Annotated in this window: 28 protein-coding genes; 13 read left to right on the forward strand and 15 right to left on the reverse strand. The window is 73.9% G+C overall.

Features of this window, described 5'->3' with window-relative positions:
- Positions 1-106 precede the first annotated feature (106 nt).
- Entirely contained in the window at positions 107-1,303 is a 1,197-nt protein-coding gene (locus tag ITJ48_RS11440; RefSeq protein WP_194613771.1) for an FAD-binding domain-containing protein, read from the reverse strand.
- 246 nt (positions 1,304-1,549) lie between these two features.
- Here ITJ48_RS11440 and ITJ48_RS11445 point away from each other — a divergent pair, with 246 nt between their 5' ends.
- Positions 1,550-2,293: a CHRD domain-containing protein gene (locus ITJ48_RS11445; RefSeq protein WP_228506875.1), complete on the forward strand. Its 744-nt coding sequence runs from the start codon at positions 1,550-1,552 to the stop codon at positions 2,291-2,293.
- A gap of 257 nt (positions 2,294-2,550) precedes the next feature.
- Positions 2,551-3,003, forward strand: a complete 453-nt coding sequence (locus ITJ48_RS16710) for a class F sortase (RefSeq protein WP_370544899.1) — start codon at positions 2,551-2,553, stop codon at positions 3,001-3,003.
- A gap of 87 nt (positions 3,004-3,090) precedes the next feature.
- Here ITJ48_RS16710 and ITJ48_RS11455 read toward each other — a convergent pair whose 3' ends face one another.
- The 3 genes from ITJ48_RS11455 to glsA all read right to left on the reverse strand — a co-directional run bounded on the left by ITJ48_RS11455 (position 3,091) and on the right by glsA (position 6,491).
- Positions 3,091-4,599, reverse strand: a complete 1,509-nt coding sequence (locus ITJ48_RS11455; protein WP_194613774.1) for an Ig-like domain-containing protein — start codon at positions 4,597-4,599, stop codon at positions 3,091-3,093.
- Positions 4,600-4,867: 268 nt separating this feature from the next.
- Complete coding sequence (locus ITJ48_RS11460) at positions 4,868-5,440, reverse strand: YdeI family protein (protein WP_194613775.1); 573 nt, start codon at positions 5,438-5,440, stop codon at positions 4,868-4,870.
- Positions 5,441-5,513: 73 nt separating this feature from the next.
- Complete coding sequence (gene glsA / locus ITJ48_RS11465; protein ID WP_370544900.1) at positions 5,514-6,491, reverse strand: glutaminase A; 978 nt, start codon at positions 6,489-6,491, stop codon at positions 5,514-5,516.
- Between the two features lie 64 nt (positions 6,492-6,555).
- On the opposite strand from glsA, the gene ITJ48_RS16465 reads away from it, so the two are divergent.
- Complete coding sequence (locus tag ITJ48_RS16465; protein WP_194613776.1) at positions 6,556-7,074, forward strand: GNAT family N-acetyltransferase; 519 nt, start codon at positions 6,556-6,558, stop codon at positions 7,072-7,074.
- 31 nt (positions 7,075-7,105) lie between these two features.
- Here ITJ48_RS16465 and ITJ48_RS11475 read toward each other — a convergent pair whose 3' ends face one another.
- From ITJ48_RS11475 to ITJ48_RS11500, 6 genes are all read right to left on the reverse strand, one after another.
- Positions 7,106-7,879, reverse strand: a complete 774-nt coding sequence (locus ITJ48_RS11475) for a ThuA domain-containing protein (RefSeq protein ID WP_194613777.1) — start codon at positions 7,877-7,879, stop codon at positions 7,106-7,108.
- A complete protein-coding gene (locus ITJ48_RS11480) occupies positions 7,876-9,066 on the reverse strand; it encodes a Gfo/Idh/MocA family protein (RefSeq protein ID WP_194613778.1) in 1,191 nt (396 codons plus the stop codon). Before ITJ48_RS11480 ends, ITJ48_RS11475 begins: the two co-directional genes overlap by 4 nt.
- A gap of 213 nt (positions 9,067-9,279) precedes the next feature.
- A complete protein-coding gene (locus ITJ48_RS11485; protein ID WP_194613779.1) occupies positions 9,280-11,490 on the reverse strand; it encodes an NADP-dependent isocitrate dehydrogenase in 2,211 nt (736 codons plus the stop codon).
- A 183-nt stretch (positions 11,491-11,673) separates the two neighbouring features.
- Positions 11,674-12,069, reverse strand: a complete 396-nt coding sequence (locus tag ITJ48_RS11490; protein ID WP_194613780.1) for a hypothetical protein — start codon at positions 12,067-12,069, stop codon at positions 11,674-11,676.
- Positions 12,066-12,719 (reverse strand): hypothetical protein, encoded by a 654-nt coding sequence (locus ITJ48_RS11495; protein ID WP_194613781.1) that lies wholly within the window; start codon positions 12,717-12,719, stop codon positions 12,066-12,068. Before ITJ48_RS11495 ends, ITJ48_RS11490 begins: the two co-directional genes overlap by 4 nt.
- The gene (locus ITJ48_RS11500; protein WP_370544901.1) at positions 12,716-13,204 is read right to left on the reverse strand and encodes an RNA polymerase sigma factor; all 489 of its coding nucleotides are present in this window, start codon (positions 13,202-13,204) and stop codon (positions 12,716-12,718) included. Before ITJ48_RS11500 ends, ITJ48_RS11495 begins: the two co-directional genes overlap by 4 nt.
- Before the next feature lie 420 nt (positions 13,205-13,624).
- Here ITJ48_RS11500 and ITJ48_RS11505 point away from each other — a divergent pair, with 420 nt between their 5' ends.
- From ITJ48_RS11505 to ITJ48_RS11540, 8 genes are all read left to right on the forward strand, one after another.
- On the forward strand, positions 13,625-14,674 hold the full coding sequence (locus ITJ48_RS11505) for a helix-turn-helix domain-containing protein (protein ID WP_194613782.1): 1,050 nt from the start codon (positions 13,625-13,627) through the stop codon (positions 14,672-14,674).
- Between the two features lie 202 nt (positions 14,675-14,876).
- Positions 14,877-15,308, forward strand: coding sequence for an Asp23/Gls24 family envelope stress response protein (locus tag ITJ48_RS11510; RefSeq protein WP_146903457.1), 432 nt, complete (start codon positions 14,877-14,879; stop codon positions 15,306-15,308).
- Entirely contained in the window at positions 15,308-15,496 is a 189-nt protein-coding gene (locus tag ITJ48_RS11515; RefSeq protein WP_123547931.1) for a DUF2273 domain-containing protein, read from the forward strand. Before ITJ48_RS11510 ends, ITJ48_RS11515 begins: the two co-directional genes overlap by 1 nt.
- Positions 15,493-15,846 carry a hypothetical protein gene (locus tag ITJ48_RS11520; RefSeq protein WP_123547930.1) on the forward strand — a complete coding sequence of 118 codons (354 nt, stop codon included), beginning with the start codon at positions 15,493-15,495 and terminating at the stop codon, positions 15,844-15,846. Before ITJ48_RS11515 ends, ITJ48_RS11520 begins: the two co-directional genes overlap by 4 nt.
- Positions 15,843-16,424: a DUF6286 domain-containing protein gene (locus tag ITJ48_RS11525; protein ID WP_192040955.1), complete on the forward strand. Its 582-nt coding sequence runs from the start codon at positions 15,843-15,845 to the stop codon at positions 16,422-16,424. The genes ITJ48_RS11520 and ITJ48_RS11525 overlap by 4 nt, the downstream gene beginning before the upstream one ends.
- Positions 16,421-17,026, forward strand: coding sequence for a hypothetical protein (locus tag ITJ48_RS11530; protein WP_194613783.1), 606 nt, complete (start codon positions 16,421-16,423; stop codon positions 17,024-17,026). Before ITJ48_RS11525 ends, ITJ48_RS11530 begins: the two co-directional genes overlap by 4 nt.
- Before the next feature lie 206 nt (positions 17,027-17,232).
- A complete protein-coding gene (locus ITJ48_RS11535; protein ID WP_194613784.1) occupies positions 17,233-18,291 on the forward strand; it encodes an Asp23/Gls24 family envelope stress response protein in 1,059 nt (352 codons plus the stop codon).
- 47 nt (positions 18,292-18,338) lie between these two features.
- A complete protein-coding gene (locus tag ITJ48_RS11540) occupies positions 18,339-18,740 on the forward strand; it encodes a hypothetical protein (protein ID WP_194613785.1) in 402 nt (133 codons plus the stop codon).
- 30 nt (positions 18,741-18,770) lie between these two features.
- Here the strand turns inward: ITJ48_RS11540 and ITJ48_RS11545 are convergent, their stop codons facing one another.
- The 4 genes from ITJ48_RS11545 to ITJ48_RS16245 form a co-directional block, all read right to left on the reverse strand.
- Positions 18,771-19,172, reverse strand: a complete 402-nt coding sequence (locus ITJ48_RS11545; RefSeq protein WP_194613786.1) for an arsenate reductase ArsC — start codon at positions 19,170-19,172, stop codon at positions 18,771-18,773.
- Positions 19,173-19,234: 62 nt separating this feature from the next.
- Positions 19,235-19,609 (reverse strand): CrcB family protein, encoded by a 375-nt coding sequence (locus ITJ48_RS11550; RefSeq protein ID WP_194614450.1) that lies wholly within the window; start codon positions 19,607-19,609, stop codon positions 19,235-19,237.
- The gene (locus ITJ48_RS11555; protein WP_194614451.1) at positions 19,609-20,049 is read right to left on the reverse strand and encodes a CrcB family protein; all 441 of its coding nucleotides are present in this window, start codon (positions 20,047-20,049) and stop codon (positions 19,609-19,611) included. The genes ITJ48_RS11550 and ITJ48_RS11555 overlap by 1 nt, the downstream gene beginning before the upstream one ends.
- A 178-nt stretch (positions 20,050-20,227) precedes the next feature.
- The gene (locus tag ITJ48_RS16245) at positions 20,228-20,725 is read right to left on the reverse strand and encodes a pyridoxamine 5'-phosphate oxidase family protein (RefSeq protein WP_370544902.1); all 498 of its coding nucleotides are present in this window, start codon (positions 20,723-20,725) and stop codon (positions 20,228-20,230) included.
- A gap of 217 nt (positions 20,726-20,942) precedes the next feature.
- Between ITJ48_RS16245 and ITJ48_RS11565 the strand changes: the two genes are divergently transcribed.
- Complete coding sequence (locus ITJ48_RS11565) at positions 20,943-21,374, forward strand: hypothetical protein (RefSeq protein WP_194613788.1); 432 nt, start codon at positions 20,943-20,945, stop codon at positions 21,372-21,374.
- Between the two features lie 4 nt (positions 21,375-21,378).
- Here ITJ48_RS11565 and ITJ48_RS11570 read toward each other — a convergent pair whose 3' ends face one another.
- Positions 21,379-21,762 carry a helix-turn-helix domain-containing protein gene (locus ITJ48_RS11570; RefSeq protein ID WP_194613789.1) on the reverse strand — a complete coding sequence of 128 codons (384 nt, stop codon included), beginning with the start codon at positions 21,760-21,762 and terminating at the stop codon, positions 21,379-21,381.
- 114 nt (positions 21,763-21,876) lie between these two features.
- Between ITJ48_RS11570 and ITJ48_RS11575 the strand changes: the two genes are divergently transcribed.
- Positions 21,877-22,287: a RidA family protein gene (locus ITJ48_RS11575; protein ID WP_123547921.1), complete on the forward strand. Its 411-nt coding sequence runs from the start codon at positions 21,877-21,879 to the stop codon at positions 22,285-22,287.
- The last annotated feature ends 16 nt before the right edge of the window (positions 22,288-22,303 follow it).

Below are 22,303 nucleotides of genomic sequence, written 5' to 3' on the forward strand. Positions count from 1 at the left end.
GAGTACGTCGCGGAGCCGGTGCGCGTTCACCGGCACCCGGTCCCGTCTGCGGCGCCGCGCCTCCCCAGCGCCGTCCTCAGAGCTGGTCGGCCAGGGCCCAGCGACCTCAGAGCTCGCGGACGAGCCCCGGGATCTTCTCGCGGAAGGGGAAGAACCCCCGGGAGGCGTGCGGCCACGCGACGCCGTCCCACCGTCGGCGCACGGTGACCAGGGCGATCCCCTCGGACGCCAGCGCGGGGCGGAGTGCCTCGAGCCGCTCGTGGACGGGACCGACGGGGGCGTAGGGGACGACCACCGCGTCGAGTCCCTCGGATCGTGCCCAGGTCACGACGGAGCCGGGGTCGGCGTCCGCCAGGACCTGTGCCGCTCGGCCGCTCGCGTCGCGGGTCCGCTCCGCGGCGTCCGCGAGGGCGCCCGACGTGAAGGCGACGACGGCGTCCGAGACGCCGACAGGGGACCGCTCTCCCGGGTCGGCGGCCACCGCCGCGGCCACCACCTCGCCGACGAGATCGGGCCGCTCGGCGAGCAGGCTCCTCGCCTCGAGGTCCTCCTCGTGCAGCAGCAGCCCTGCCCGGTCGCCGACGGTCCCGACGACGTCGTCGGGCTCGAGGGGGGTCCGAGACGGGAACGGCTCCTCGTCCAGCGCGCGGACCGTCGTGGCCAGGCCGCTCGGCGAGAAGCGCCCCTCGGTGAACCGTGAGATGTTCGAGGCCGTGGCGAGGTACGTCTTGCCCCTGGCCTGCAGGCCGGCGACCCACCTCCACGACAGGGTGTTGGAGGCGGCGTCGCCGTCGAGCAGGTGCCGGTAGAAGAAGTCCGCGCCGAGCTGCCAGGGCAGGCCGAGCGTGAAGACCCAGATGCTCGCGAACCACATGCGCGTGTGGTTGTGCAGGTAGCCGGTGTCGACGAGCTCGCGCACCCAGGCGTCCATCGCGTCGATGCAGGTGCGCCCTGCCACCGCGTCCTCGTACCCGTCGGGCAGCTCGCCCGCGAGCAGGTCGCGGACCTCGAGCCGGTACCGCCGCCACACCTCGGGGTTCTGCTCCAGCCAGCCCTTCCAGTAGGTCCGCCAGAACACCTCCTGCACGAACTTCTCGGCTGCTCCGAGCGTGTGGTCCTCGAGGACCGCGGCGACCACCTCCTGTTCCGTCAGGAGGCGGTGGCGCAGGTACGGGGACAGCCCGGAGACGTTGCCCCTCGAGGGGCCCAGGTCGAGGTTGCGGTCGCGGGCGTAGGCCCGGCCGGCGCGGGGGACGAAGTCGTCGAGCGCGTCGAGGCCGGCGGCTCTGGTGGGGATGGACACCCGCCCATCATGCGACTCGCGGTGTGGCGGACGCTGACCACGACCGCCCCGTCGTGCTCAGCCGCAGGCTCAGGCGCAGCCGCTGCCGCAACCGCAACCGCAGGCTCTTCAGAAGTTTCTCGCGCCGCCGGTGAACGCGGGACGGGTCGTCGTCGTAGGCCCTCGTGACAGGCGTCGTCCGACCGGGCGGCCTGACGCGCCGCCCCCGACGGGCCGGCGTCCACGAGAGGCAGAGGAAGCATGACGATGAAGCGTTCCGTCCGACACCTGACCATCGGAGGCGCGGCCGCGGCCGCCGCCACCCTGATCGTGGCCGCGCCCGCCGCGGCCGAGACCACCGTGCCCGAGCCCAGCTCGTTCACCAGCGCCTTCACGGTGATGGCGACTCCCGACCAGGTCATCAACAACGACGGGGTGGCCGTCGCCGGCGAGCCCGGGGCCACCGGCACCTTCGACTTCCGGATCAACTCGGACACCGAGGTGATCTGCTACGACATCACGCTGACCGGCGTCACCGGCGACTACCAGAGCCCGGCGAAGACGGCGACGCACATCCACCAGGCCGCGGCCGGCCAGCCCGGCCCGCCGCGCATCGCGTTCCCCAACCCGACCGACACGGACGGCGACGGCGTGCGCGAGGCCAGCGGCTGCCTCCAGGGCCCCTTCACCACCGGCGTGATGAACGACGCGGGCGCCGACACCGGCACCGGCTTCACGCTCGCGCAGATCGAAGCGAACCCGGCCGGCTTCACCGGCGACTCGCACACGGCCTCCTTCGCCGCGGGCGTCGTCCGCGGCCAGCTGACGCAGGTGCCGGTCGGCGGCGTCGACACCGGTGCCGGCGGAGCGGCCTCGGCCGTCGCCGCGGGCACGTCGGCGTCGTCCGGCACGGACAGCGGCGCGCTCGTGGGCGCCGCCGCGATCGGCGGCCTCGTGCTCGTCGGCGCGACCGGGCTCGTCCTGCGTCGTCGGGCTGCCGCACGCGCATGACCCCTCGGGTCGGAGCGCGTCGGACGGGCGGTCCCCTGCGGGGGGCCGCCCGTGCGGCGCGCCTCGGCGGAGTCCGGAGCGGCCGCCGAGTCGCCGTCGGTCTGGGACTCGCCGCCGTCCTCGCGCTGACGGGGTGCGCGTCGAGCGAGGCCGAGCCCGCGGCGTCGAGCCCGCCCCCTTCGGTGGCGAGCGATGCGCCCTCCGCCCCCGCACCTCCTGCGACGCCGTCGCCCGCCGCGCCCGCACCCGCGCCCGCCGTGGGGACCGGAGCGGAGCCTGCCCGCGTCGCCGTGCCGGCCATCGAGCTCGACGAGCCCCTGATCGGTCTCGGCATCGCCTCGACCGGGGCCATGGAGGTGCCCGTCGACGCCGACGAGGTCGGCTGGTTCACGGGAGGCGGGCGTCCGGGAGGCCGCGGGCCGACCGTCATCGCCGCCCACGTCGACTCGACGTCGGGGCCGGCGGTGTTCTTCCGGCTCTCGGAGCTCGTGCCGGGCGACGAGGTGACCGTGACGACCGTCGAGGGCACCGCGGTGCGCTACGTGGTGGACGAGGTCGTCGACGTGCCCAAGGCGGAGTTCCCGACCGCGCGGGTCTTCGGCGCGCAGCCGACCGACCAGCTGCGGCTGATCACCTGCGGCGGCGTGTTCGACCCGGGCTCGGGCCACTACGACCAGAACCGCGTCGTCTTCGCGTCGCCTGCTGCCTGACCGGGTCGCCGTGCGAGACCGAGAGGGCCGGGTCGCAGGTGCGGCTCGGCCCTCTCGGCGTGGTTCCCGGGACGTCCCCGGCGGAGCTCAGCCCCGGCGCGCCCGGCGGTGCGCCGTGACGACGAGCGCCGTCCCGACCGTGGCGAAGAGCAGCGCGATCAGCGCCGGCGCGAGGGACTCATCACCCGTGAACGCGAGCGACGAGTCGGACGAGGTCCGCGACGACGGCTGGCGCGTGGGCGACGCGGCGGCCGGCGTCGCCCGCCTCACCGGGGTCACGGCCGTCGCGGCGGGCGTGGTCGTCACCGGCGTGGTCGCGGCGGGCGGGGTCGTCCCGGCGGGCAGCGTCGTCACCGGCGGCGTCGTCACCGGCGGGGTCGGCACCGGCGGCGTCGTCACGGGCGGCGTGGTCACCGGAGGCGTCACGACCGGGGGCAGGTCGGTGCCGTCGGCCTCGCCTCCGGCGCTGGCCTGACGGGTGACCGACTGCGCCGGGAACGACTCGGACGTGCCTCCGACGGTGCGGGCGAGCACGGTGACGGCGCTGTTCGAGAAGCTCTGGGCTGCGCCCGTCCCCGTCGGGGCGGCGAGGTCGACCGGGGCGACGAGGCGGTAGAAGTGTCCGGCCGCGGCCGTCGGCCACGTGACCGTGACCTGGCCGGGGGTGCACGTCACGGAGGCCGCGGGGACGGCGAGCGGCTTCGACGTGCCCGGCACGTAGAGGCCGCGGGCGTCTGCCTGGCGGTCCTGGAAGCTCAGCGAGCCGCAGGCGAAGGTCCAGGTCTGGCCGGCCGGACGGGTGTCGGTCGTCGTCGCCGTCGCGAACGGGCCGACGGGCGTGTCGATGCGGTACTCGAGGGCGCCCAGCGGGTTCGTGCGCCCCTGGTCGGCCCGGGTGAAGACGCCGTACTTCGAGGCGTTCAGGTGGCTGCCGACCGGCCCGACGGGCGTGACCTGCGTCGTGAAGGTCCTGCCGTCGTCGACGACCGAGGTGAAGGGCGAGGCGACGCCCGAGGGCGTCGTCGTCGAGTCGAACGACGACTCGATGAAGGCCGAGCCGCTCACGTTCATGTGCGTCTGCACGAAGTCCGTGAAGGTCACCACGAGGCGGACGCCGGCGGGCGCACCGGCCGCGGCGGCCGTCTTCACGACGACGGCGTTCGCGACGACCGCGTCGCTCTCGAGGTCGAGCACGGGGAACGTCTCGGGCAGGTTCGTGAGGCGCGGGCTGAGCAGCACGGTGAAGGAGTCGCCCGCGACGGCGTCGGCCGGCACGGTGAAGTCGAGGGTCGTCGTGACCTGGGCGCCTTGTTCGGGCGTGGTGGGGGTCACGGCGATGTCGGTCACGGCGCCGGGCAGGTTCGTGCCCGACGTCGGGGCGACGGCCGCGGCCGCGGCGACGGGCTCGGCGGCGGAGGCCGGAGCGACGACGCCGAGGGCGAGGCCGCCGGTGGCGAGCGCCACGGCGACGGCCGCGGCGAGGCCCGCACGGCGACGAGGCCGGTGCCGGGACGAGGAGGCGACGGGCGCCTCCTGCAGGACGGTCGGGTTCGGGAGGAGGCGCGGATCGGCGACGATCCCACGGGTTCTGGGCATTCGGGTGCTCTCTGTCGGGGCCCGCTCGGGTGTGGCGGCGGCGCGACGAGCCCGTGGACACGCCGGTGGGTGGCCGACGAGACGTTCGGGTGGGGCTCGGCGCAGCTGCTGCCGCGGGACGGTGAAATCTAACCCCCCGGACGGGGGGACCGGCCCGTCTGCCCCCCGATGCTCACCCGTATCGAGGGCAGATCCACCCGGGGCGGGTGGACGTCCGGGCACGGACGAGTGCACGGGTGCCCGGGTGCGTCGCGCGCCTGCACTCGGGTCAGCGGTAGTGCTGCTCTCCGCGTGCCGCCTTCTCGACGACGTCGCGGACGCGGGCCGCCCGCACCGCGGGCGTCTTGATCGACGCGAGCCGGAAGAACACCCGGAACCGCTCGGTCTTCGTGAGGCCGGCGAAGAACGCGGCCGCGGCCGGATCGGCGTCCAGCGCGGCCTGCAGGTCGTCGGGCGCGACCGCGTCACGTTGCCGGTAGGCGGCGTCCCACCGGCCGTCGGCCTTGGCGCGCTCGACCTCGGCGAGCCCCGCCGGCTGCATCCGCCCCTCCTCGACCAGGCGCGCGACGTGCTCGCGGTTGACCTGTGACCACGGGCTGTTCCGGCGTCTCGGCTGGAACGCGGTGAGCATGTAGTCGTCGTCGAGCCGGGCGCCCTGCCCGTCGATCCAGCCGTGGCAGAGGGCGACGTCGAGCGCCTCGGACCAGGTCATGCCGGGGGCGCTGCTCGTCTTCTTGCGGAGCTTCAGCCGCACGCCGACGACGTCGTCGGTGGCGGCCAGCCACTCGCGCCACTGCTCGACGGTGAGGTCGAGCACGGGCTTGTCGGCGACGCTGACCATGGGGCGAGGGTAGCGGCGACCGCCGACAGGGCGCGACGGGCCCAGCTGCTCAGCGGCTCAGCGGCTCAGCGCCTCAGCGGCGCTCGCTCTCGAACGAGTGCAGCCCGAGCTCGCGGCTGAGCCCCTCCATCAGCGCGGCCCCCCGGACGCTCGTGCCGAGCGCGTCGAGCGGCGGGCTGTACGACGCCGCGCCGAGACGTCCGGGCACCGAGAGGACGAGCGCGCCCGAGACGCTCGACTTTGCGGGCACCCCGACCTGCCGCATCCACCGGCCGGAGCCGTCGTAGACCCCGCAGGTCGCCATCACCGACACGACGTCGCGGGCGATCGCCACCGAGACGACCTGCTCGCCGGTCACCGGGTTGCGTCCGCCGAGCGCGAGCGTCGCGCCCATGACCGCGAGCGCCTCGGCGTCGACGAGCACCGCGCAGGCGCGGGCGTAGGCCGAGACGGCGTCGTCGGCCCCGACGTGCAGGGTGCCCTCCGAGCGCATCAGGTGCGCCAGGGCGTGGTTCCGGTCGCCGAGTAGCATCTCCGAGCCGGCCACATCGTCGTCGACCTCGAGCTCGCGGCCCGCGAAGGCGACGAGGCCGCGGAGGGTCCGCTCGGCGCGGCCGTCGGCGTCGCCGCCGTCGACGAGCGCTGCGGTCAGCAGGGCGCCGGCGTTCACCATGGGGTTCGGCGGACGGCCGGTGCCTCCCTCGAGCTTGATGGCGTCGAACGCCTCGCCCGTCGGCTCGATGCCGACCGCGTCGATCGCCGCGCCGCCGGTGTCGGCGAGCGCGAGGGCGAACAGGAACGGCTTGACCGCCGACTGGATCGAGAACGCCCGCCGCGCGTCGCCGGCCGCCGTCACGGAGCCGTCGGGCCGCGCCAGCGCGATGCCCAGCCAGCCCGGATGCGCCTCGGCGAGCTGCGGGACGCTGTCGTCCACCTCGCCGCCGTCCACGTCGCGGACGCCGTCGAGCAGCGCGACCAGCCGCTCGTGCAGGTCGTCGTCGTGCCGACGATCGGTCGAGGAGGTGCGGGTCGGGGCATCGGGATCGGTCACGCCCTCATCCTCCCGCGCCTCCTGCCTCCGGGCCCGGCCGAGCGCGATCGGCCAGACTGGGCCGGTGAGCACCCCGCACGACGCCGTCGAGATCCGCGCCCTGCCGTACGACCACCCCGACGTGCAGCAGCTCGTCGAGGGGCTGCAGCAGCTCTACGTCGAGCTGTACGGCGGACGCGACGACAGCCCCATCGACCGGTCCGAGTTCGTGCTGCCGCGCGGCACGTTCGCCGTCGCCTACGACCCGGCGGGCGAGACTGCCGGTGACCCGGCCGGCGACGCACCGGCCCCGGTCGCGATGGGTGCCTGGCGCCTCCTGTCCGACGGTCGCGCCGAGCTCAAGCGCATGTTCGTGCGACCCGAGCGGCGGGGGCGCGGGCTCTCCCGGCTCGTGCTGAGCTGGCTCGAGCAGTCGGCCCGCGAGGCCGGGGTCGTCGACATGGTGATCGAGACGAACACGGTGCACGCCGAGGCGATCCGGCTCTACGAGTCGGTCGGCTACGTGCCGATCCCCGCCTACGGGCACTACGCGGACGAGCCGGAGACCGTGTCGCTCGGCCGGTCTCTCGCCGAGCGCCACTGAGCCGGCCCCGGCCGCCCCGGCCCGCGCCTCCTCAGCCCTGCTCGAACCAGCCGCGCGGGTGCATGTCCGCGGTCAGGTCGCGCCGCGCCTGCGTCGGCCGCGCCCAGCGCACCCCGTTCGCCAGCACCCGGCGGATCTCGGGCTGGTGGTACACCGGGTACTCCTGGTCGCCGGGCGAGAAGTAGAAGAGCTTGCCGAGCCCGCGCCGCCAGGTCGCTCCCGAGCGGAACACCTCGCCGCCCGTGAACGTCGACAGGAAGATCAGCTCGTCCGGCGTCGGGACGTCGAAGAACTCGCCGTAGGTCTCCTGCTCGGGGATGACGAGCGGGTCGGGCACGCCCTCGGCGATCGGGTGCGTCGGCGCCACGGTCCAGACGAGCTCGCGCTCGGCCTCGTTCCGCCAGCGCAGCGAGCAGGTGGTGCCGAGGAGGCGCGTGAACGGCTTCGAGTAGTGCCCGCTGTGCAGCACGATCAGCCCCATGCCCGCCTGCACGTGCCGCACGACGCGCTCGACGACCTCGTCGGCGACCTGGTCGTGGGCGATGTGCCCCCACCAGAGCAGGACGTCGGTGGCGGCGAGGCGCTCCTCCGTGAGGCCGTGCTCGGGGTCGGCGAGGGTGGCCGTCGAGACGTCGACCTCGTCGCCGAGCAGCTCGACGAGGCCGTCGGCGACGGCGCCGTGGATGCCGTGCGGGTAGTTCCGGGCGACCGTCTCGTCGCCCCGGGTCTCGTGCACGTTCTCGTTCCAGACGACGACCCGCGTCGGGGCGGTCGTGCCGCTCGTGACGGTCGTGACGTCGCTCATCGGACGCCTCCCTCGGAGCCGGTGCGGCCGGTCGCGTCGACCTCGTCCTGCGGCACCTCGACCTCGCGGCCCTGCTCGGCCGAGGCGTAGATCGCGTCGACGACGCGGCTGCGGTGCAGCGCGTACTCGCCGTGCCGACCCTGGTAGCGGGCCTCGCCGCCCGCCGGCGCCGCGCCTCCTGCGCCCGACCGCACCGAGGCGATGAACCCCTCGATCACGGTGCGGTGGTGCCCGGCCGGCACGTGCACGGCGGGCCGGGTCTCGGCAGGCTGCCCGAGGACGTCGGAGTAGAGGGTGAGCGTGCCGTCGGTCGCGTAGTCGTCGACGTGCAGGCGGGCACCGCCGGTGGCGCCGAGCAGCTCGACCTCGATGTCCTCGTGCACCTTCGAGTACGAGGCCCACGACGCCTGCAGCTGCAGGCTGCCGCCGTCGTCGAGACGGAGCAGGGCGCTCGAGAAGTCCTCGACGTCGAAGGCGGACCCGGTGGGCGCCGACGAGACGCCGTAGACCCGACCGCCGCGGCCGGCCGCGCCGAGCACCCCGTAGGCGACGGCGGACACGCTCGTCACCCGGGGCTCGCCGAGCAGGTGCAGGGCGATGTCGAGCACGTGCGAGCCGAGGTCGATCATCGGGCCGCCGCCGGACGCCTCCTTGTTCGTGAACCACGAGCCCATGCCGGGCACGCCGGCCCGCCGCATCCAGCTCGCGCGGGCGTGGTAGACGTCGCCGATCGGGTCGTCGGCCAGCCAGTCGGCGAGGAACGCCACGTCGGCCCGGCGCCGGTGGTTGTAGGCGACCTCGAGCACGCGGTCGGCGTCGCGCGCCGCACGGACCATCTCGGCGGCGAGGTCGCCGGTGGTCGCGAGGGGCTTCTCGCAGAAGACGTGCTTGCCCGAGCGCAGGGCCGCCATCGCGATGGGGTGGTGCAGGGCGTTGGGGACCCCGATCGAGATGACGTCCAGGTCGTCCATCGCGACGACGTCCTCCCAGTCGGCGACGAGGCGCTCGACGCCGTAGGCGCTGCCGAGCTCGTGCAGGCGGGCCTCCTCCTGGCCCGCGAGCGCGACGACCCGGGCGCCCGGCAGCGACGAGAACGCCTCCAGGTGGGTCGAGCCGGCGAAGCCGAGGCCGATCACCCCCACTCGCAGCTCTGCGGGGTCGGTCGGGCTGGTCTGGTCGGACGTCATCGTTCCCTCTCGTCGTGCGGCGCTGCTCGTGGTGCGTGCTGGTCCGGCGGCCGTCCGACGGACGCGACGCAGCGCCATCCCCTCCACCGTACACAGCCGCGGGGACGGCAAATGCCGACCGGCGAGGGCCGACACGCCGCTCACGTCGTTCGTCACGTGGCGTGTCGGACCCTCACGGTCGGCATGTGCGGGAGCAGCCGCGGCCGCGCGCCGCTACAGCGTCGCGAGCGCCGCGTTCAGCGTCGCCGACGGCCGCATGACGGCCTCGGTCGCGGCGGCGTCCGGGTGGTAGTACCCGCCGATCTCGACGGCGGTGCCCTGCGGCGCGATCAGCTCGGAGACGATCGTCTCCTCCTGCCCGCCGAGGGTCGCCGCGAGCGACGCGAACGCCGACGCCAGCTCGGCGTCGTCGGTCTGCGTGGCGAGCTCGTCGGCCCAGTACTTCGCGAGGAAGAAGTGGCTGCCCCGGTTGTCGATCGAGCCGAGCTTGCGGCCGGGCGACTTGTTCTCGTCGAGGAACGTGCCCGTCGCACGGTCGAGGGTGTCGGCCAGCACCTGGGCGCGGGCGTTGCCGGTCGAGGTGGCGAGGTGCTCGAAGCTGACCGCGAGGGCGAGGAACTCGCCGAGGCTGTCCCAGCGCAGGTAGTCCTGGTCGACGAGCTGCTGCACGTGCTTCGGCGCCGAGCCGCCGGCTCCGGTCTCGAAGAGGCCGCCGCCGTTGATCAGGGGCACGACGGACAGCATCTTGGCGGAGGTGCCGAGCTCCATGATCGGGAACAGGTCGGTCAGGTAGTCGCGCAGCACGTTGCCGGTGACGGAGATCGTGTCCTCGCCGCGGCGGATGCGCTCGAGCGAGAAGGCCATCGCGTCGACGGGCGACAGGATCTCGATCTGCAGGCCCTCGGTGTCGTGCTCGGCGAGGTAGCCGCGCACGAGCCCGATCAGGGTCGCGTCGTGGGCGCGGGTCTCGTCGAGCCAGAAGACGGCGGGCGTGCCGCTGGCACGGGCGCGGGTGACGGCGAGCTTGACCCAGTCGCGGATCGGGACGTCCTTCGTCTGGCAGGCGCGCCAGATGTCGCCGGTGGCGACCTCGTGCTCGATCAGCACGTCGCCGGCCTGGTCCAGCACGCGGACCGTGCCGTCGGCGGGGATCTCGAAGGTCTTGTCGTGCGAGCCGTACTCCTCGGCGGCCTGCGCCATGAGGCCGACGTTCGGCACGGAGCCCATCGTCGCGGGGTCGAAGGCGCCGTTCGCACGGCAGTCGTCGAGCACGGCCTGGTAGATGCCCGCGTAGCTCGAGTCGGGGATGATCGCGAGCGTGTCGTGCTCCTCGCCGTCGGGACCCCACATGTGGCCCGAGGTACGGATCATCGCGGGCATCGAGGCGTCGACGATCACGTCGGACGGCACGTGCAGGTTGGTCGTGCCCTTGTCGGAGTCGACCATGGCGAGGTCGGGCCCGTCGGCGATGCCCTGGTCGAAGGCCGCGCGGATCTCGTCGCCGTTCGGCAGCGACGCGAGGCCCTGCAGGATCCCGTTGAGGCCGTTGGCGGGGTCGAGACCGGCGGCGCGCAGGTCGTCGCCGTACTTCTCGAAGACCTGGGGGAAGAACGCGCGGATGACGTGGCCGAAGAGGATCGGGTCGCTGATCTTCATCATCGTGGCCTTGAGGTGCACCGAGAAGAGGACGCCCTCGGCCTCGGCCCGGGCGATCTGCGCGGCGAGGAACTCGTGCAGCGCGGCGACGTGCAGCACCGTGCCGTCGACGACCTCGCCGGCGAGCACGGGGATCGACTCGCGCAGCACGGTGGTCGTGCCGTCTGTGCCCACGTGCTCGATGCGCAGCACGTCGTCGGCGGGGAGCACGACGGTCTTCTCGTTCGAGCGGAAGTCGTCAGCGCCCATGGTCGCGACGTTCGTCTTGCTGTCGCCCGTCCAGGCGCCCATGCGGTGCGGGTGCTTGCGCGCGTAGTTCTTGACCGAGAGCGGCGCACGGCGGTCGCTGTTGCCCTCGCGGAGCACCGGGTTCACGGCGCTGCCCTTGACCTTGTCGTAGCGGGCCTTGACGTCGCGCTCCTCGTCGGTCGACGGCGAGTCGGGGTACTCGGGCAGGTCGTAGCCCTGCCCCTGCAGCTCGCGGACGGCGGCCTTCAGCTGCGGCATCGACGCCGAGATGTTCGGCAGCTTGATGATGTTGGCCTCGGGCGTCTTCGCCAGGGCCCCCAGCTCGGCGAGCGCGTCGCCCTGTCGCTGCTCGTCGGTGAGCCGCTCCGGGAACTGGCTGATGATGCGTCCGGCCAGCGAGATGTCGCGGGTCTCGACGTCGACCCCCGCGGTGCGGGCGTACGCCTGGACGATGGGCAGGAACGAGTAGGTCGCCAGCATCGGCGCCTCGTCGGTGAGCGTGTAGATGATCGTGGCCATGCGGCAGGTGCTCCTCTGGTGTCGCGCGTGCGTGCGGTCGCCCCCACGGTACTCGGCGGGGGTCTCTCGACATCAAGATACATGCCGCCTCCGACGGTCCCCTGAGGAGGTGCGGTGACGGCCGAGGAGGTGCGGCGACGCCCCGACAGGCGCACCCGACGACCGCAGGAGGCGCGGGCCGGCTCAGCGAGGCAGCGGCGGCTCGATCACGCGTGAGGTCACCGACACGACCACCTCGGCGCCCGAGCCGCGCCCGGCCCGGTCGCGCAGCACCGCGGCAACGCGGGCCAGGGTCTCCGGCGTGGCCTGCCCGACGTCGGTGGCGACCGAGGCGGCGACGGTCAGCACTCCCCCGGTCCGCACGACGTCCACGAGGCCGCGGGGCCCGCCGCCGTCGATCCCGTCCGCCACCGCGGTGATCGCGGCGACGACGACCGGCCGCGCGTCGAGCACCTCGACGACGCCCTCGACGCCGCGCAGGGCGTCGGTCAGGTCGAGCGAGAGGTCGTCCAGCTCGGCCGCGGCCCCGTCGTCGTGAGTGCCGTGGTGCTGGCCGCCGGCTCGGTCCTCGGTGCTCATGACGCGCCTCCCTCGTCCAGCCACACGTCGTCGACGACGACGTGCACGGCAGCGATCCGCAGCTCGGTGTGCAGCGTGAGCGCGGAGACCGCCGCCGCGCGCAGGGTGCCGGCCGCCTCGCGCAGCGGCACGCCGTACCGCGCGGTCATCGTGAGCGTCACCTCGATCGGGGCACCCGCCTCCGTGACGTCGCCGTCGAGCTCGCTCGACCGCACGACGACCCCGTCGACGGCGTCGCCGACCTGGCGCAGGAGCCCGCGCACCGCCGCCTCGGTCACGCCGAGGCGCACGCCGGGGTCGGGGTGCCGGAGGGGGATGTCGCGTCCGCCCACGACCTCGGCCTTGATCGAGTCGATCAGCCCGGCGATCCAGGTGTCGTCGCGCGACGGCAGGCGCGACGCCTCGTCCTCGAGCACCGACAGCGAGAGTCCGCGGACCCGCTCCAGAGCCCGCAGCGTCAGGCGGCACTCGGCGCTCGCCTCGATGCCGGGGTCGCGGGGCGTCCGGCCGCGGTCGAGGTAGTCCTCGAGCTCGTCCAGGGTTCGGCCGTCCACGAGCTCGTCCTGGTCCGCAGGCTGCAGGGGCACGCCCGGCACGCCCGGCACGCCGGGCGCGTCCGGCACGCGCGCGTCGTCGTCGTGGTCGCTCATCGCCAGGCCTCCATCTCGTGGAGCAGGAACTTGCGGGCACGCGCGATCTGCCCGCGCACGGTCGAGAGGGGGAGCTGCAGGGCCTCGGCGATCTCCGCGTACGACCAGCCGCCGGTCTCCCGCAACAGCCAACACCGTCGCTGGTCGAGGGGCAGCTTGTCGAGGGCGGTCCACATCGCGTCCAGCTGCAGCCGCGACTCGACGACGCGGTCCGGGGCGGCTTCGCGGGACGCCGGCGCGTCGTGCGCGTCGATGTCGTCGTGGTCGCGGCGCACGCGGAGCCGGTCGATGCTCTTGTTGCTCACGATGCGCATCAGCCAGGGACGCAGGCGGGACGGGTCCTCGAGGTCGGACAGGCGCCTCCAGGCGGTGAGGAACGCGTCCTGCACGACGTCGTCCGACTCGAGGTCGGTGCCGAGCAGGCGGCCGGCGTAGACGCGCATCAGCGGGCCGTGCCGACGGGCGACGACCTCGAACGCGTGCACGTCGCCGTCGCGCGCCCGGACCGCGAGGGTCGCGTCGGTCGCGGACGAGAGCGGGTCGACGACGGGCTCGGGACCGGGGGCCTCGTCGGGCGTCGCGGTGCCGGAGATGTCGTCCTCCTCCGGCTCGGCCCTGCGGCCGAGGTCACGGCCGTCGCGCCTCCGAGGATGCCACCGCGCGAGGAGCGGGCGCCCAGCACTGGCCGCTGACCGAGTGGGCGGGCAGCCGCGAGGCGCTCTCGACGTGAGCGTTCTGCCCCCGTTCTGGGGCGCCTCCTCGACCCGTCGATCGCGCCACAAGTGCCGAAGATCCTTCAGGTCCTGCGGATCTGTGACGTTCTCGCCTCGGCGGACGTCTTGAAGGTGCACGAGCCGCTCACCAGGAGGCGCGCGCAGCAGGGCAGAGCACCGAGAGGACCACGCATGACCACGACGAGCACAGGACCCGTCACCACGGCGCGACCCACCACCGACGCCGACGCCCCCACCACCACCGACCGGGCGACCACCGCCGCCCACGACGACTCCCCCCGCCGCCACGTCCGCTCCGAGGACGGCGGCGACGACCTCGGCGAGGCCGCCGCCCGGCTCGAGGAGCTCTACGGCGGTCGCCGCTTCCGGGTCCGCACCAGCACCGAGCCGTTCCGCTGGCGCTACGCGTCGGCGGGCGACGACCGGCTGAGCCTGCGCACCTCGACCATCACGGGCCACCTCCAGGGCGAGGTGCCCTGGTCGACCGAGTACGTCATGTCGTGGTTCCGGCACGGCAGCGGCACCCTCGCGAGCCGTGGCGGCTCGTTCGCGAGCATCGGCGGCGAGCCGTTCCTGCTGCCGGCCGAGACGTCGTTCTCGTTCACGCTGACGCCGCACCGCAACTCGCTGGTGCACGCCTCGGCCGAGTTCCTCGAGCAGGTCGCGACCGAACGGCACGGCGGCCCGCCGCAGCGCGTCCTCTTCCAGCCCGGGCCCACGCTGTCGGCCGAGGCCCTCACGGCCTGGCGGACCAGCGTCTCCGGGGCCACGGCGGCCGTCGTCGACGAGGACGTCCCCGCGCTGACCCGTCTCGAGGGGCAGCTCACGTTCGCGCGGGCGATGCTCGACCTGTTCCCGTGGCGTGCCGTCGACGTGCCGCGCAGCATCCGCACGCCGCGCACGGCCCGGCTCCGCGAGGCGGCCGAGTACGTCCACGCGTACGCCGACCAGGCCATCACGCCGGCCGACGTCGCGAACGCCGTCGGCATGCACACCCGCACGCTGCAGCAGGCCATGAGCACGCACCTCGGGATGTCGCCGACCAGCTACCTCCGGCAGGTGCGGCTCGACCGTGCCCACCGGGAGCTGCTCGACGCGTCCCCTCGAGAGGCGCTCGTCTCCGAGGTCGCCCGTCGCTGGGGCTTCGGGAACCTCGGCCGCTTCTCGGCGGCCTACCTCGCCCGCTTCGGCGAGTACCCCCGCGACACCCTGGCCCGCTAGGGCCTCCCCCAAGCCAGGGAAGCGGCGACAGCTCGTCCAGAAAACGAGCGCCGCCTCCCCGGATGCTGAGAGCAAGCTGAACGACCGTGACACCCCCAGCCCTCGATGCGTCTGAATGATGAGTCCCACACCGGGGCCCCGGACGACCACCCGGTCGTCCACCACTAACGACCCATGCACACCACGAACTGAGGAGCACCACATGACCAACGTCGCCCCCGCCACCAACTCCGTCGCGAAGCACACCTCCGACGCCGCGGGCAAGAACACGATCGCCGACGGCGTCGTCTCGAAGGTCGCCGGCATCGCCGCCCGCCAGGTCCCCGGCGTGCACGACCTGGGCAACGGCGCCGCCCGTGCCATCGGCGCGATCCGCAACGCCATCAACCAGCAGGACCGCGGCCAGGGCGTCTCGGTCGAGGTCGGCGAGAAGCAGGTCGCTGCCGACATCGTGATCGTCGCCGAGTACCCCGTCGACCTCCAGCAGGTCGCCGACGAGGTCCGCTCGTCCGTCACCGACGCCATCTCGCAGGTCGTCGGCATGGAGGTCACCGAGGTCAACGTCACCGTCTCCGACGTGTACATCCCCTCCGAGGACGACAACGACGACAACAACGACAGCCGCGTCCAGTAATGACTGCGACCAACAGAGGCATGCTCGTCGGCGCGGTCCTCGCGCTGGCGGCCCTGCAGTTCGGCTTCGGAGGCCTCCTCCTGGTCGCCCTCGCGATCGTGATCGGCTACTTCGTCGGTCGCTTCACCGAGGGCAAGCTGGACGTCCGCGGTGTCGCGGACGCCCTCCGCGGGCGGCGGTCCTCGTGACCGCGGCGGTGACGGCCGACCAGGCCTCCCACGGCCGCACCGTGATCACGTCGCGCGCCGTGCGCCGTGTGGTGTCGGCCGTCACCGCGGAGGCACTGGACGCCAAGTCGTCCGACGTGTCCGTGGAGCTGACCGACCGTGACGGCGGGCTCACCCTCGTCGCCAAGGCACCCGTGCGCATCACACCGCTCGGCCTGCCGAACCGCGCGTCGGGCACCCTGCTGGACCGGCTCACGTCGGCCCAGACCACCATCCGGGAGCGGGTCCGCCAGCTCACCGGCACCGAGGTAGAACGCGTCGACCTGCAGATCACCGGCGCCGAGCTCAGCCAGAGGAGGCGGGTCTCATGAGCACCAGCACCACCTACCGCCGCATCCTCCGCCGGGAGACGCACTCGTCGAGGTCCGGCATCGCCGTGACCCTCGCCGTGCTGCTCATCCTGGTGTTCGCCTGGATCGGCACCGAGTCCGTCCTGGCCGCCGTCGGCACCGCGCCCCTCCTGGTCGCTCCCGCCGACGCCGCCTCGGCCGTCCTCGGGGCAGCCGGCGCCCCCGTCGGCGCCCTCACCGCGATCGGCGTCGTCGTCGCGATCATCGGCCTCGTGCTGATCGTCGTGTCGCTCGCCCCCGGCCGCCGTGGACGCCGTGCCGCCGGTGCCGACCGCACCGCAGCCGTCGTCGACGACCGGGTCATCGCCCGCTCGCTCGCCCGCACCGCCAGCTTCGCCGGCGACGTCCACCCCGACCGGGTGAACGTCAGCGTCGGCAAGAAGGTCGCGCTGGTCGAGATCGACCCCGTCACGGGACGCACGGCCGACCTCCGCAGCATCGAGGAGGCGGTCCGCGACGAGATCTCCGGGTACGACTACACCCCGGCGCTCCGCCCCCGCGTGAAGCTGTCCAAGAAGAAGGGCAAGGTCGGCCGATGAACGACACCAACCGCGGTCTCAACCGCTTCGTCGTGTTCCTCGTGGGCCTCGTGCTCCTCCTCGCCGGCGCAGCCGTCGCCGTGGGCGCCCTGTGGCCCGACGTGCAGCAGACGGTCTCGGACGGCGCGTCCGACGCGACCGGCCAGGTCACGGACGCCCTCTCGGGCGGCCAGGTCTGGATCCTCTGGGTCACGGCCGCCGTGTGCGCCGTGCTGATCGTCCTGCTCGTCGCGTTCATCGTCCGTCAGGGCGGCGGCCGCACGAGCACGCTGATCGACCTCTCGGAGTCGGACGACAGCCACTCGCCGACCGGCGGACACGTGGTCGTGGACGCCAAGGTCGCGGCGAACGTGCTCGAGGAGGCCCTGTCGAACACGCCGGGCGTCCTCGCCGCCGACGTCGTCGCGTTCCGCGTCAAGGGCGAGAACGTCCTCCGCGTGACCGTGGACGCCCGCCGCGGCGCCTCGCCGGTCGACCTGCGTCGCGCCGTCGACGAGGCGGTCGTCCGCTGGGACGACCTGCTCGGCACGGTGACCCCGGTGGTCGTGCAGATCAACGGCGGCCTCCGCACGCAGATGTCGTCGGCCACGCGCCTCGACTGACGCCGCTCCACCCGCACCACCCCGGACGGCCCTCGCTCTCGCACGAGGGCGGGGGCCGTCCGCGTCCCGCCCGGGACGCCCGCGTCGACCTCGACCGCCAGGCCGACCTCGGCCACCACGTCGACCTCGACGCCCGGGAGCAGCCACCGGCGCTCCCCCCAGACTCCGGACCCCCGGTCCGCACCCTCCAGGAAGGACGGCCCCTCGTGACCGACTCCGCGCACCACGTGACCCCCATCGACCTCGACGACGCAGGCCCCGCCGAGGCGGAGACGCCCGAGCAGGCCCTGCACCGCATGATCGCCGTGACCGCCCTCGGCACCACCGGCGTCCACAAGCTGGGCACCACGGCCGCCCGCGTGGCCGGTGCCCTCCGCACCGCCGTCGGCGCCACCTCCACCCCCGGCATCCGCACGAGCACCACCGACGCCGGCCTGCTGGTCGAGGTGTCGGTCGTGGCCGAGTACCCCGCGAAGGTGACCGACGTCGCCGACCACGTCCGCACCGCGGTGCAGCACGCCGTCGGACAGGTCGGCGACGAGGCCGTCACGGTCGACGTGGCCGTCACCGACGTGCACGGCCCCTTCGACGAGGCCGACGAGGCCCGTCGTCAGGCCGCCGCCGAGAAGCGCAAGGCCGCCCTCGCCGACGCCCGCGACTCGGCGAAGGCCAAGGCCGGTCAGGTCCGCGACACCGTCGCCGACCGTGCCGGCCAAGTGGGCGACGCCCTCAAGGAAGGGGCCGACAAGGCCTCCGACACGATCCAGGAGAAGGCCGCCCAGGTCGCCGACAAGGCCGACGAGGTCCGCGAGGCCGCGTCCGACAAGGCCGACGAGCTCGGTCAGCAGGCGAGCCGCAAGGCCGACGAGCTGGGCGACCAGGCCCGTGACCTCCGCGACGAGGCGAGCCGTCGCGGCGACGACGCGGCCGCGAGCGCAGGAGGCGCCGCCTCCGACGCGAAGGACGCCGCCGGCGACCTGCTGGACGCCGCCCGCACGCGCGCCGCCGACGCTCTCGACTCGCTCTCGGACGCCTCCGACCGCGCCGGCGACGAGCAGGACCGCGACCGTGCCGAGACCGGGAGCGACGCCTCCTCGTCCACCCGCGCCTCCTCGGCGGACTCCGACGACGTCGTCACCGACGTGCCCGACGGCACGACCGTGACGGTCACCGTCGAGGACGGCGACACCACCGTCGTCGTCGACACGGCGGACGACTCTCGCCGCGACGGCGACACGGACGACCAGGGCACCTCCGCCCGCTGACCCCCACCACCTCCACCACCACCACCTGACCGCGAGAGGCGACGACGATGTTCGGACGCACCACCATGTCCACCCGACGGGCCCGGCCCCGTGCCGTCTGGGCAGCGCTCGTCACCTCCGCGGTGCTCTGCTTCCTGATCGTGGTGGGGGTCTTCGTGCCCGTCCTCGGTCTCATCGGGGCTGCCGACGGCGGCACCGCCGGCGCACTCGACGTGCCGGTCGGCTCGATCGCCGCGGCCGCCGTGATCGGCTACCTGCTCGCGGTCGTGCTGCTGGCGCTGATCCTCGTGGTCCGCAACGGGGCGCTCGCGTGGGTTCTCGGCGTCGCCGCCGTGATCTCGACGCTGCTCGTGTCGCTCTGGCCGCTGCTCGCGACCGCGCTGGCGGGCGTCGACCAGGCGCGCGACGTCGGCCCGTTCATCCAGGAGCTCATCCAGCGCTTCAGCTGACTCCCGCCCTCGACGTGGTCCGCGGCTGACTCAGCTCCGCAGCTCGGCGAGCAGCCGCTCGACGCGGCCGCGGATGTCGTCGCGGATCGGCCGGACGGCGTCGATGCCCTTGCCGGCCGGGTCGGCGAGCTCCCAGTCCTCGTAGCGCTTGCCGGGGAAGATCGGGCAGACGTCGCCGCAGCCCATCGTGACGACGGCGTCGGAGGCGTGGACCTGCTCGGTCGTCATCAGCTGCGGCACCGCCGTCGAGATGTCGATGCCGACCTCGGCCATCGCCTGCACGGCGACCGGGTTGATGCTCTCGCCGGGCTCGCTGCCGCCCGACCGCACCTCGACGGTGCCGTCCGAGAGCGACCGCATGAAGCCGGCGGCCATCTGCGACCTCCCCGCGTTGTGGACGCAGACGAACAGGACGACGGGCTTCGGGCTCATGCCGTCATCCTGGCCGACGGCGCTCTCCCGTTCCTGAGGACGAGGCGAGCGCGCACGCTGACTCAGGCCGAGCCGAGCAGGACGCCGAGCACGCCGGCCGCGACGGCCAGCACGAGCACGCCGAGCCCGTACACGGCACCCGGCACGCAGCGACGCTCGGCGAGCAGCCGAACGGTCTCGACGCTGGCCGTGCTGAACGTCGTGTAGCCGCCCATCAGCCCGCCGCCCAGCACGAGCAGCCACCCGGGGGCCAGGGCCGAGGAGGCGGCGAGCCCGGTGAGCAGGCCGAGCACGAACGAGCCCCCCACGTTGATCACCGCCGTGGCCAGCGGCAGCCGCGTCGACACGGCCGCGCGGACGATCCCGTCGACGACGAGCCGCAGCGCGGCGCCGAGGCCGCCGGCGAGCGCCACGGCAGCGAAGAGCCAGGGCGCGATCACGAGTCGTGCCGCCGGTCCGGGCGCACACGGGAGCGGTCGCGATCGCGGGCGAGCGCAGCTCCCAGCGCGATGCCGCCGGCCGCGGCGAGCGCCCCGACGACGACCGACCCGAGCGCGTACGCGAGGGCGACGCCGGCGTGCCCGTCGAGCAGCAGCCCCGTGTCGACGGCGAGCGCGCTGTACGTCGTGAAGCCGCCGAGCACCCCCGTGCCGACGAACAGGCGGAGGTCGCGGCGGCGTCCGTGGTCTGGCCCGCGGCGCAGCTGCGACTCGAGCAGCAGCCCGAGGGCGAACGAGCCCACGACGTTGATCACGGCGATCGTGACGGGCAGCGTGCCGGGCGCCGCAGGGAAGGTCAGGGCCAGCGCCTCCCGGGCCCCGGTGCCGAGGGTCCCTCCGACGACGACCAGGCCGAGCGACCGCCAGCGCAGGTGCACCGGCCGGGCCGTCGCCTCCTCGCCTCGCAGGTCGCCGTCCCCGGGGTCGGCCGACGGCGGTGCGGTCACGTGCGCCTCCCCGGTCCCGTGCCGACGGGCGCGGCACCTCGGCAGTCAACCACGCACGAGGGCCCCGGGTCGGCGACGACCCGGGGCCCTGCACGAGCGAGTGGCGCGCCTAGAGCTCGATCTTCTGGTTGTCGGCGTCCAGTGCGTCGCCGGTCACCTTCGACTTGACGAACGAGAGGGCCGAGGCGACCTTGCCGCCGGGGCTGTCCCAGTACTCGGCGCTGTCGGCGGAGAACTTGACGAGGCCGACGGTCGGGTCCGACGGGCCCTCGGGGAACCACGCCTCGACGCGGCTGTTCCACAGCTGCTCGAGCTTCGCGTGGTCGTCGACGACGGCTGCGGTGCCGGCGAGCGAGACCCACGAGTCGCGGGCGCTGAGGGTGACGCCGACGGTGTCCTTGCGCTGGAGGTGCGCGACGGCCGTCGAGCCGAGGCCGACGATGAACCAGAGGTCGCCGTCGAACTCCGTCTCCTGCAGGGTCATCGGGTGCCCGACGAGGGCCCCCTTCTCGTCGATGGTGGTGAGCATCGCGAAGTCGAAGTCGCCGAGCAGCTTCGCGAGCTTGGCGACGTCGTCGTGATGGGTGGTGTTGGTGCTGTCGGCCACGAGTGGCTCCTTCCGTCCGTCGGCCTGGGCCGACACGAGTCGAGCGGGGGTGGTGCTCCGCCCACACTGCTCCCCCGGGCGCCCCGGATGCACGGCTCCCGACGCGGGACCTCGGAGACCGTTCCCAGCCGGGTGCGTGTCTCCCGTGAGGAGGAGCCGCGACGTACGCTGTCGGTGCACGCTGCCCCGTGCACGTCCCCCGGCGCGAAGGACCCCCATGCGACACGACGGTCACCCCGACGACCTGCCTGCCGACCTGCCCGAGGGCGGTGCGGCGACGGGACCTGCCGAGGATGCGCACGAGGCGGGGCGGGAACGCCCGGTGACCGACGCGGCCGCCCAGGAGGCGCCTCCTGCGTCCGACCTGGACGCCTGGTCGGAGGAGCGGCACCGCGAGCTCGAGCTCTACCTCGAGCACGACCGCGAGGTCGAGGCGCTGCGGCAGCGTGAGCTCGAGGCCGCCGAGCGGCAGCGCCGGGAGCGCGCCGCCCGGCTGCGCGAGGCCGAGCTGCCGGCCGAGCTGCGCGACGCGGACGACGACGACTGGGTCCCCGGACGACGCCGTCGCCTCGTCATGGGCACGTCGCGGGTCGTCGCCGCGATCGCCCTGGTGGCGGTCCTGGCGCTGGCCGTCACCGCGGTCTTCTAGGCGACTAGGCGTCCGTCTCGGCGTCGTAGCGGGCGCGGGCGCGCTCGACCTCGGGCAGGTTCCGGCTCGTCCAGGTCAGCAGGGCGTCGACGAGCTCGTTCAGCGAGTCGCCGATCGGGGCGATGCGGTACTCGACGGCGATCGGCCGCGTCTGCAGCACGACCCGCTCGACCATCCCGTTGCGCTCGAGCCGGCGGAGCGTGGCCGTCAGCGACTTCTGGCCGACGGCGGGCACGACCCGGCGCAGCTCGTTGAAGCGCAGCGGCCGCTCGCAGAGCTGGTCGAGCACCTGCAGCGACCACTTGTCGAGCAGCTCGTCGAGCAGCTCGCGGTGCGGGGCGTCGACGTGCAGCAGCTCGGGGCCGGGCGGGGAGGTGGTGTCGTCCATGCCACCTAGTCTCGTTGAAGTTCCTCTCGGGCACCAGGTAGACAGAGGGAACCACGACGACCCGCGACGAACGGCGTCGCCCTGTCGCGTCGTGCCACGAGAGGAAGCCCTGAGATGACCGTCCAGACCCTGAGCCCCGAGGGCATGTTCCAGCCCGTCCCCTACGACCACGTCTCGATCGCGACCGGCTCCCGGCACGTGCACGTCGCAGGCCAGATCGCGCGCGACGGCGAGGGCCGCCGCCTGTTCCCCGGGGATCTCGCACAGCAGGTGGCCCAGGTGCTCCGCAACGCGCACCGCGGGCTCGCGGCCGCCGGAGCCGACTTCTCGGACGTCGTCCGGCTCCGTTTCTTCCTCACCGGCTCGACGCCCGAGATGTTCGCCGACTTCACGGCCGGCATCGCGCTGGTCGCCGACGAGCTCGACCTGCCGACTCCCCTGCCCCCGGTGTCGGCGATCGGCGTCGACTTCCTCTTCGAGCCCGACGTCCTGGTCGAGCTCGAGGCCTACGCGATCCTCGACTGAGGCGGCGGAGCTCCGC

Source organism: Frigoribacterium sp. VKM Ac-2530 (assembly GCF_015350835.1).
GTDB lineage: Bacteria > Actinomycetota > Actinomycetes > Actinomycetales > Microbacteriaceae > Frigoribacterium.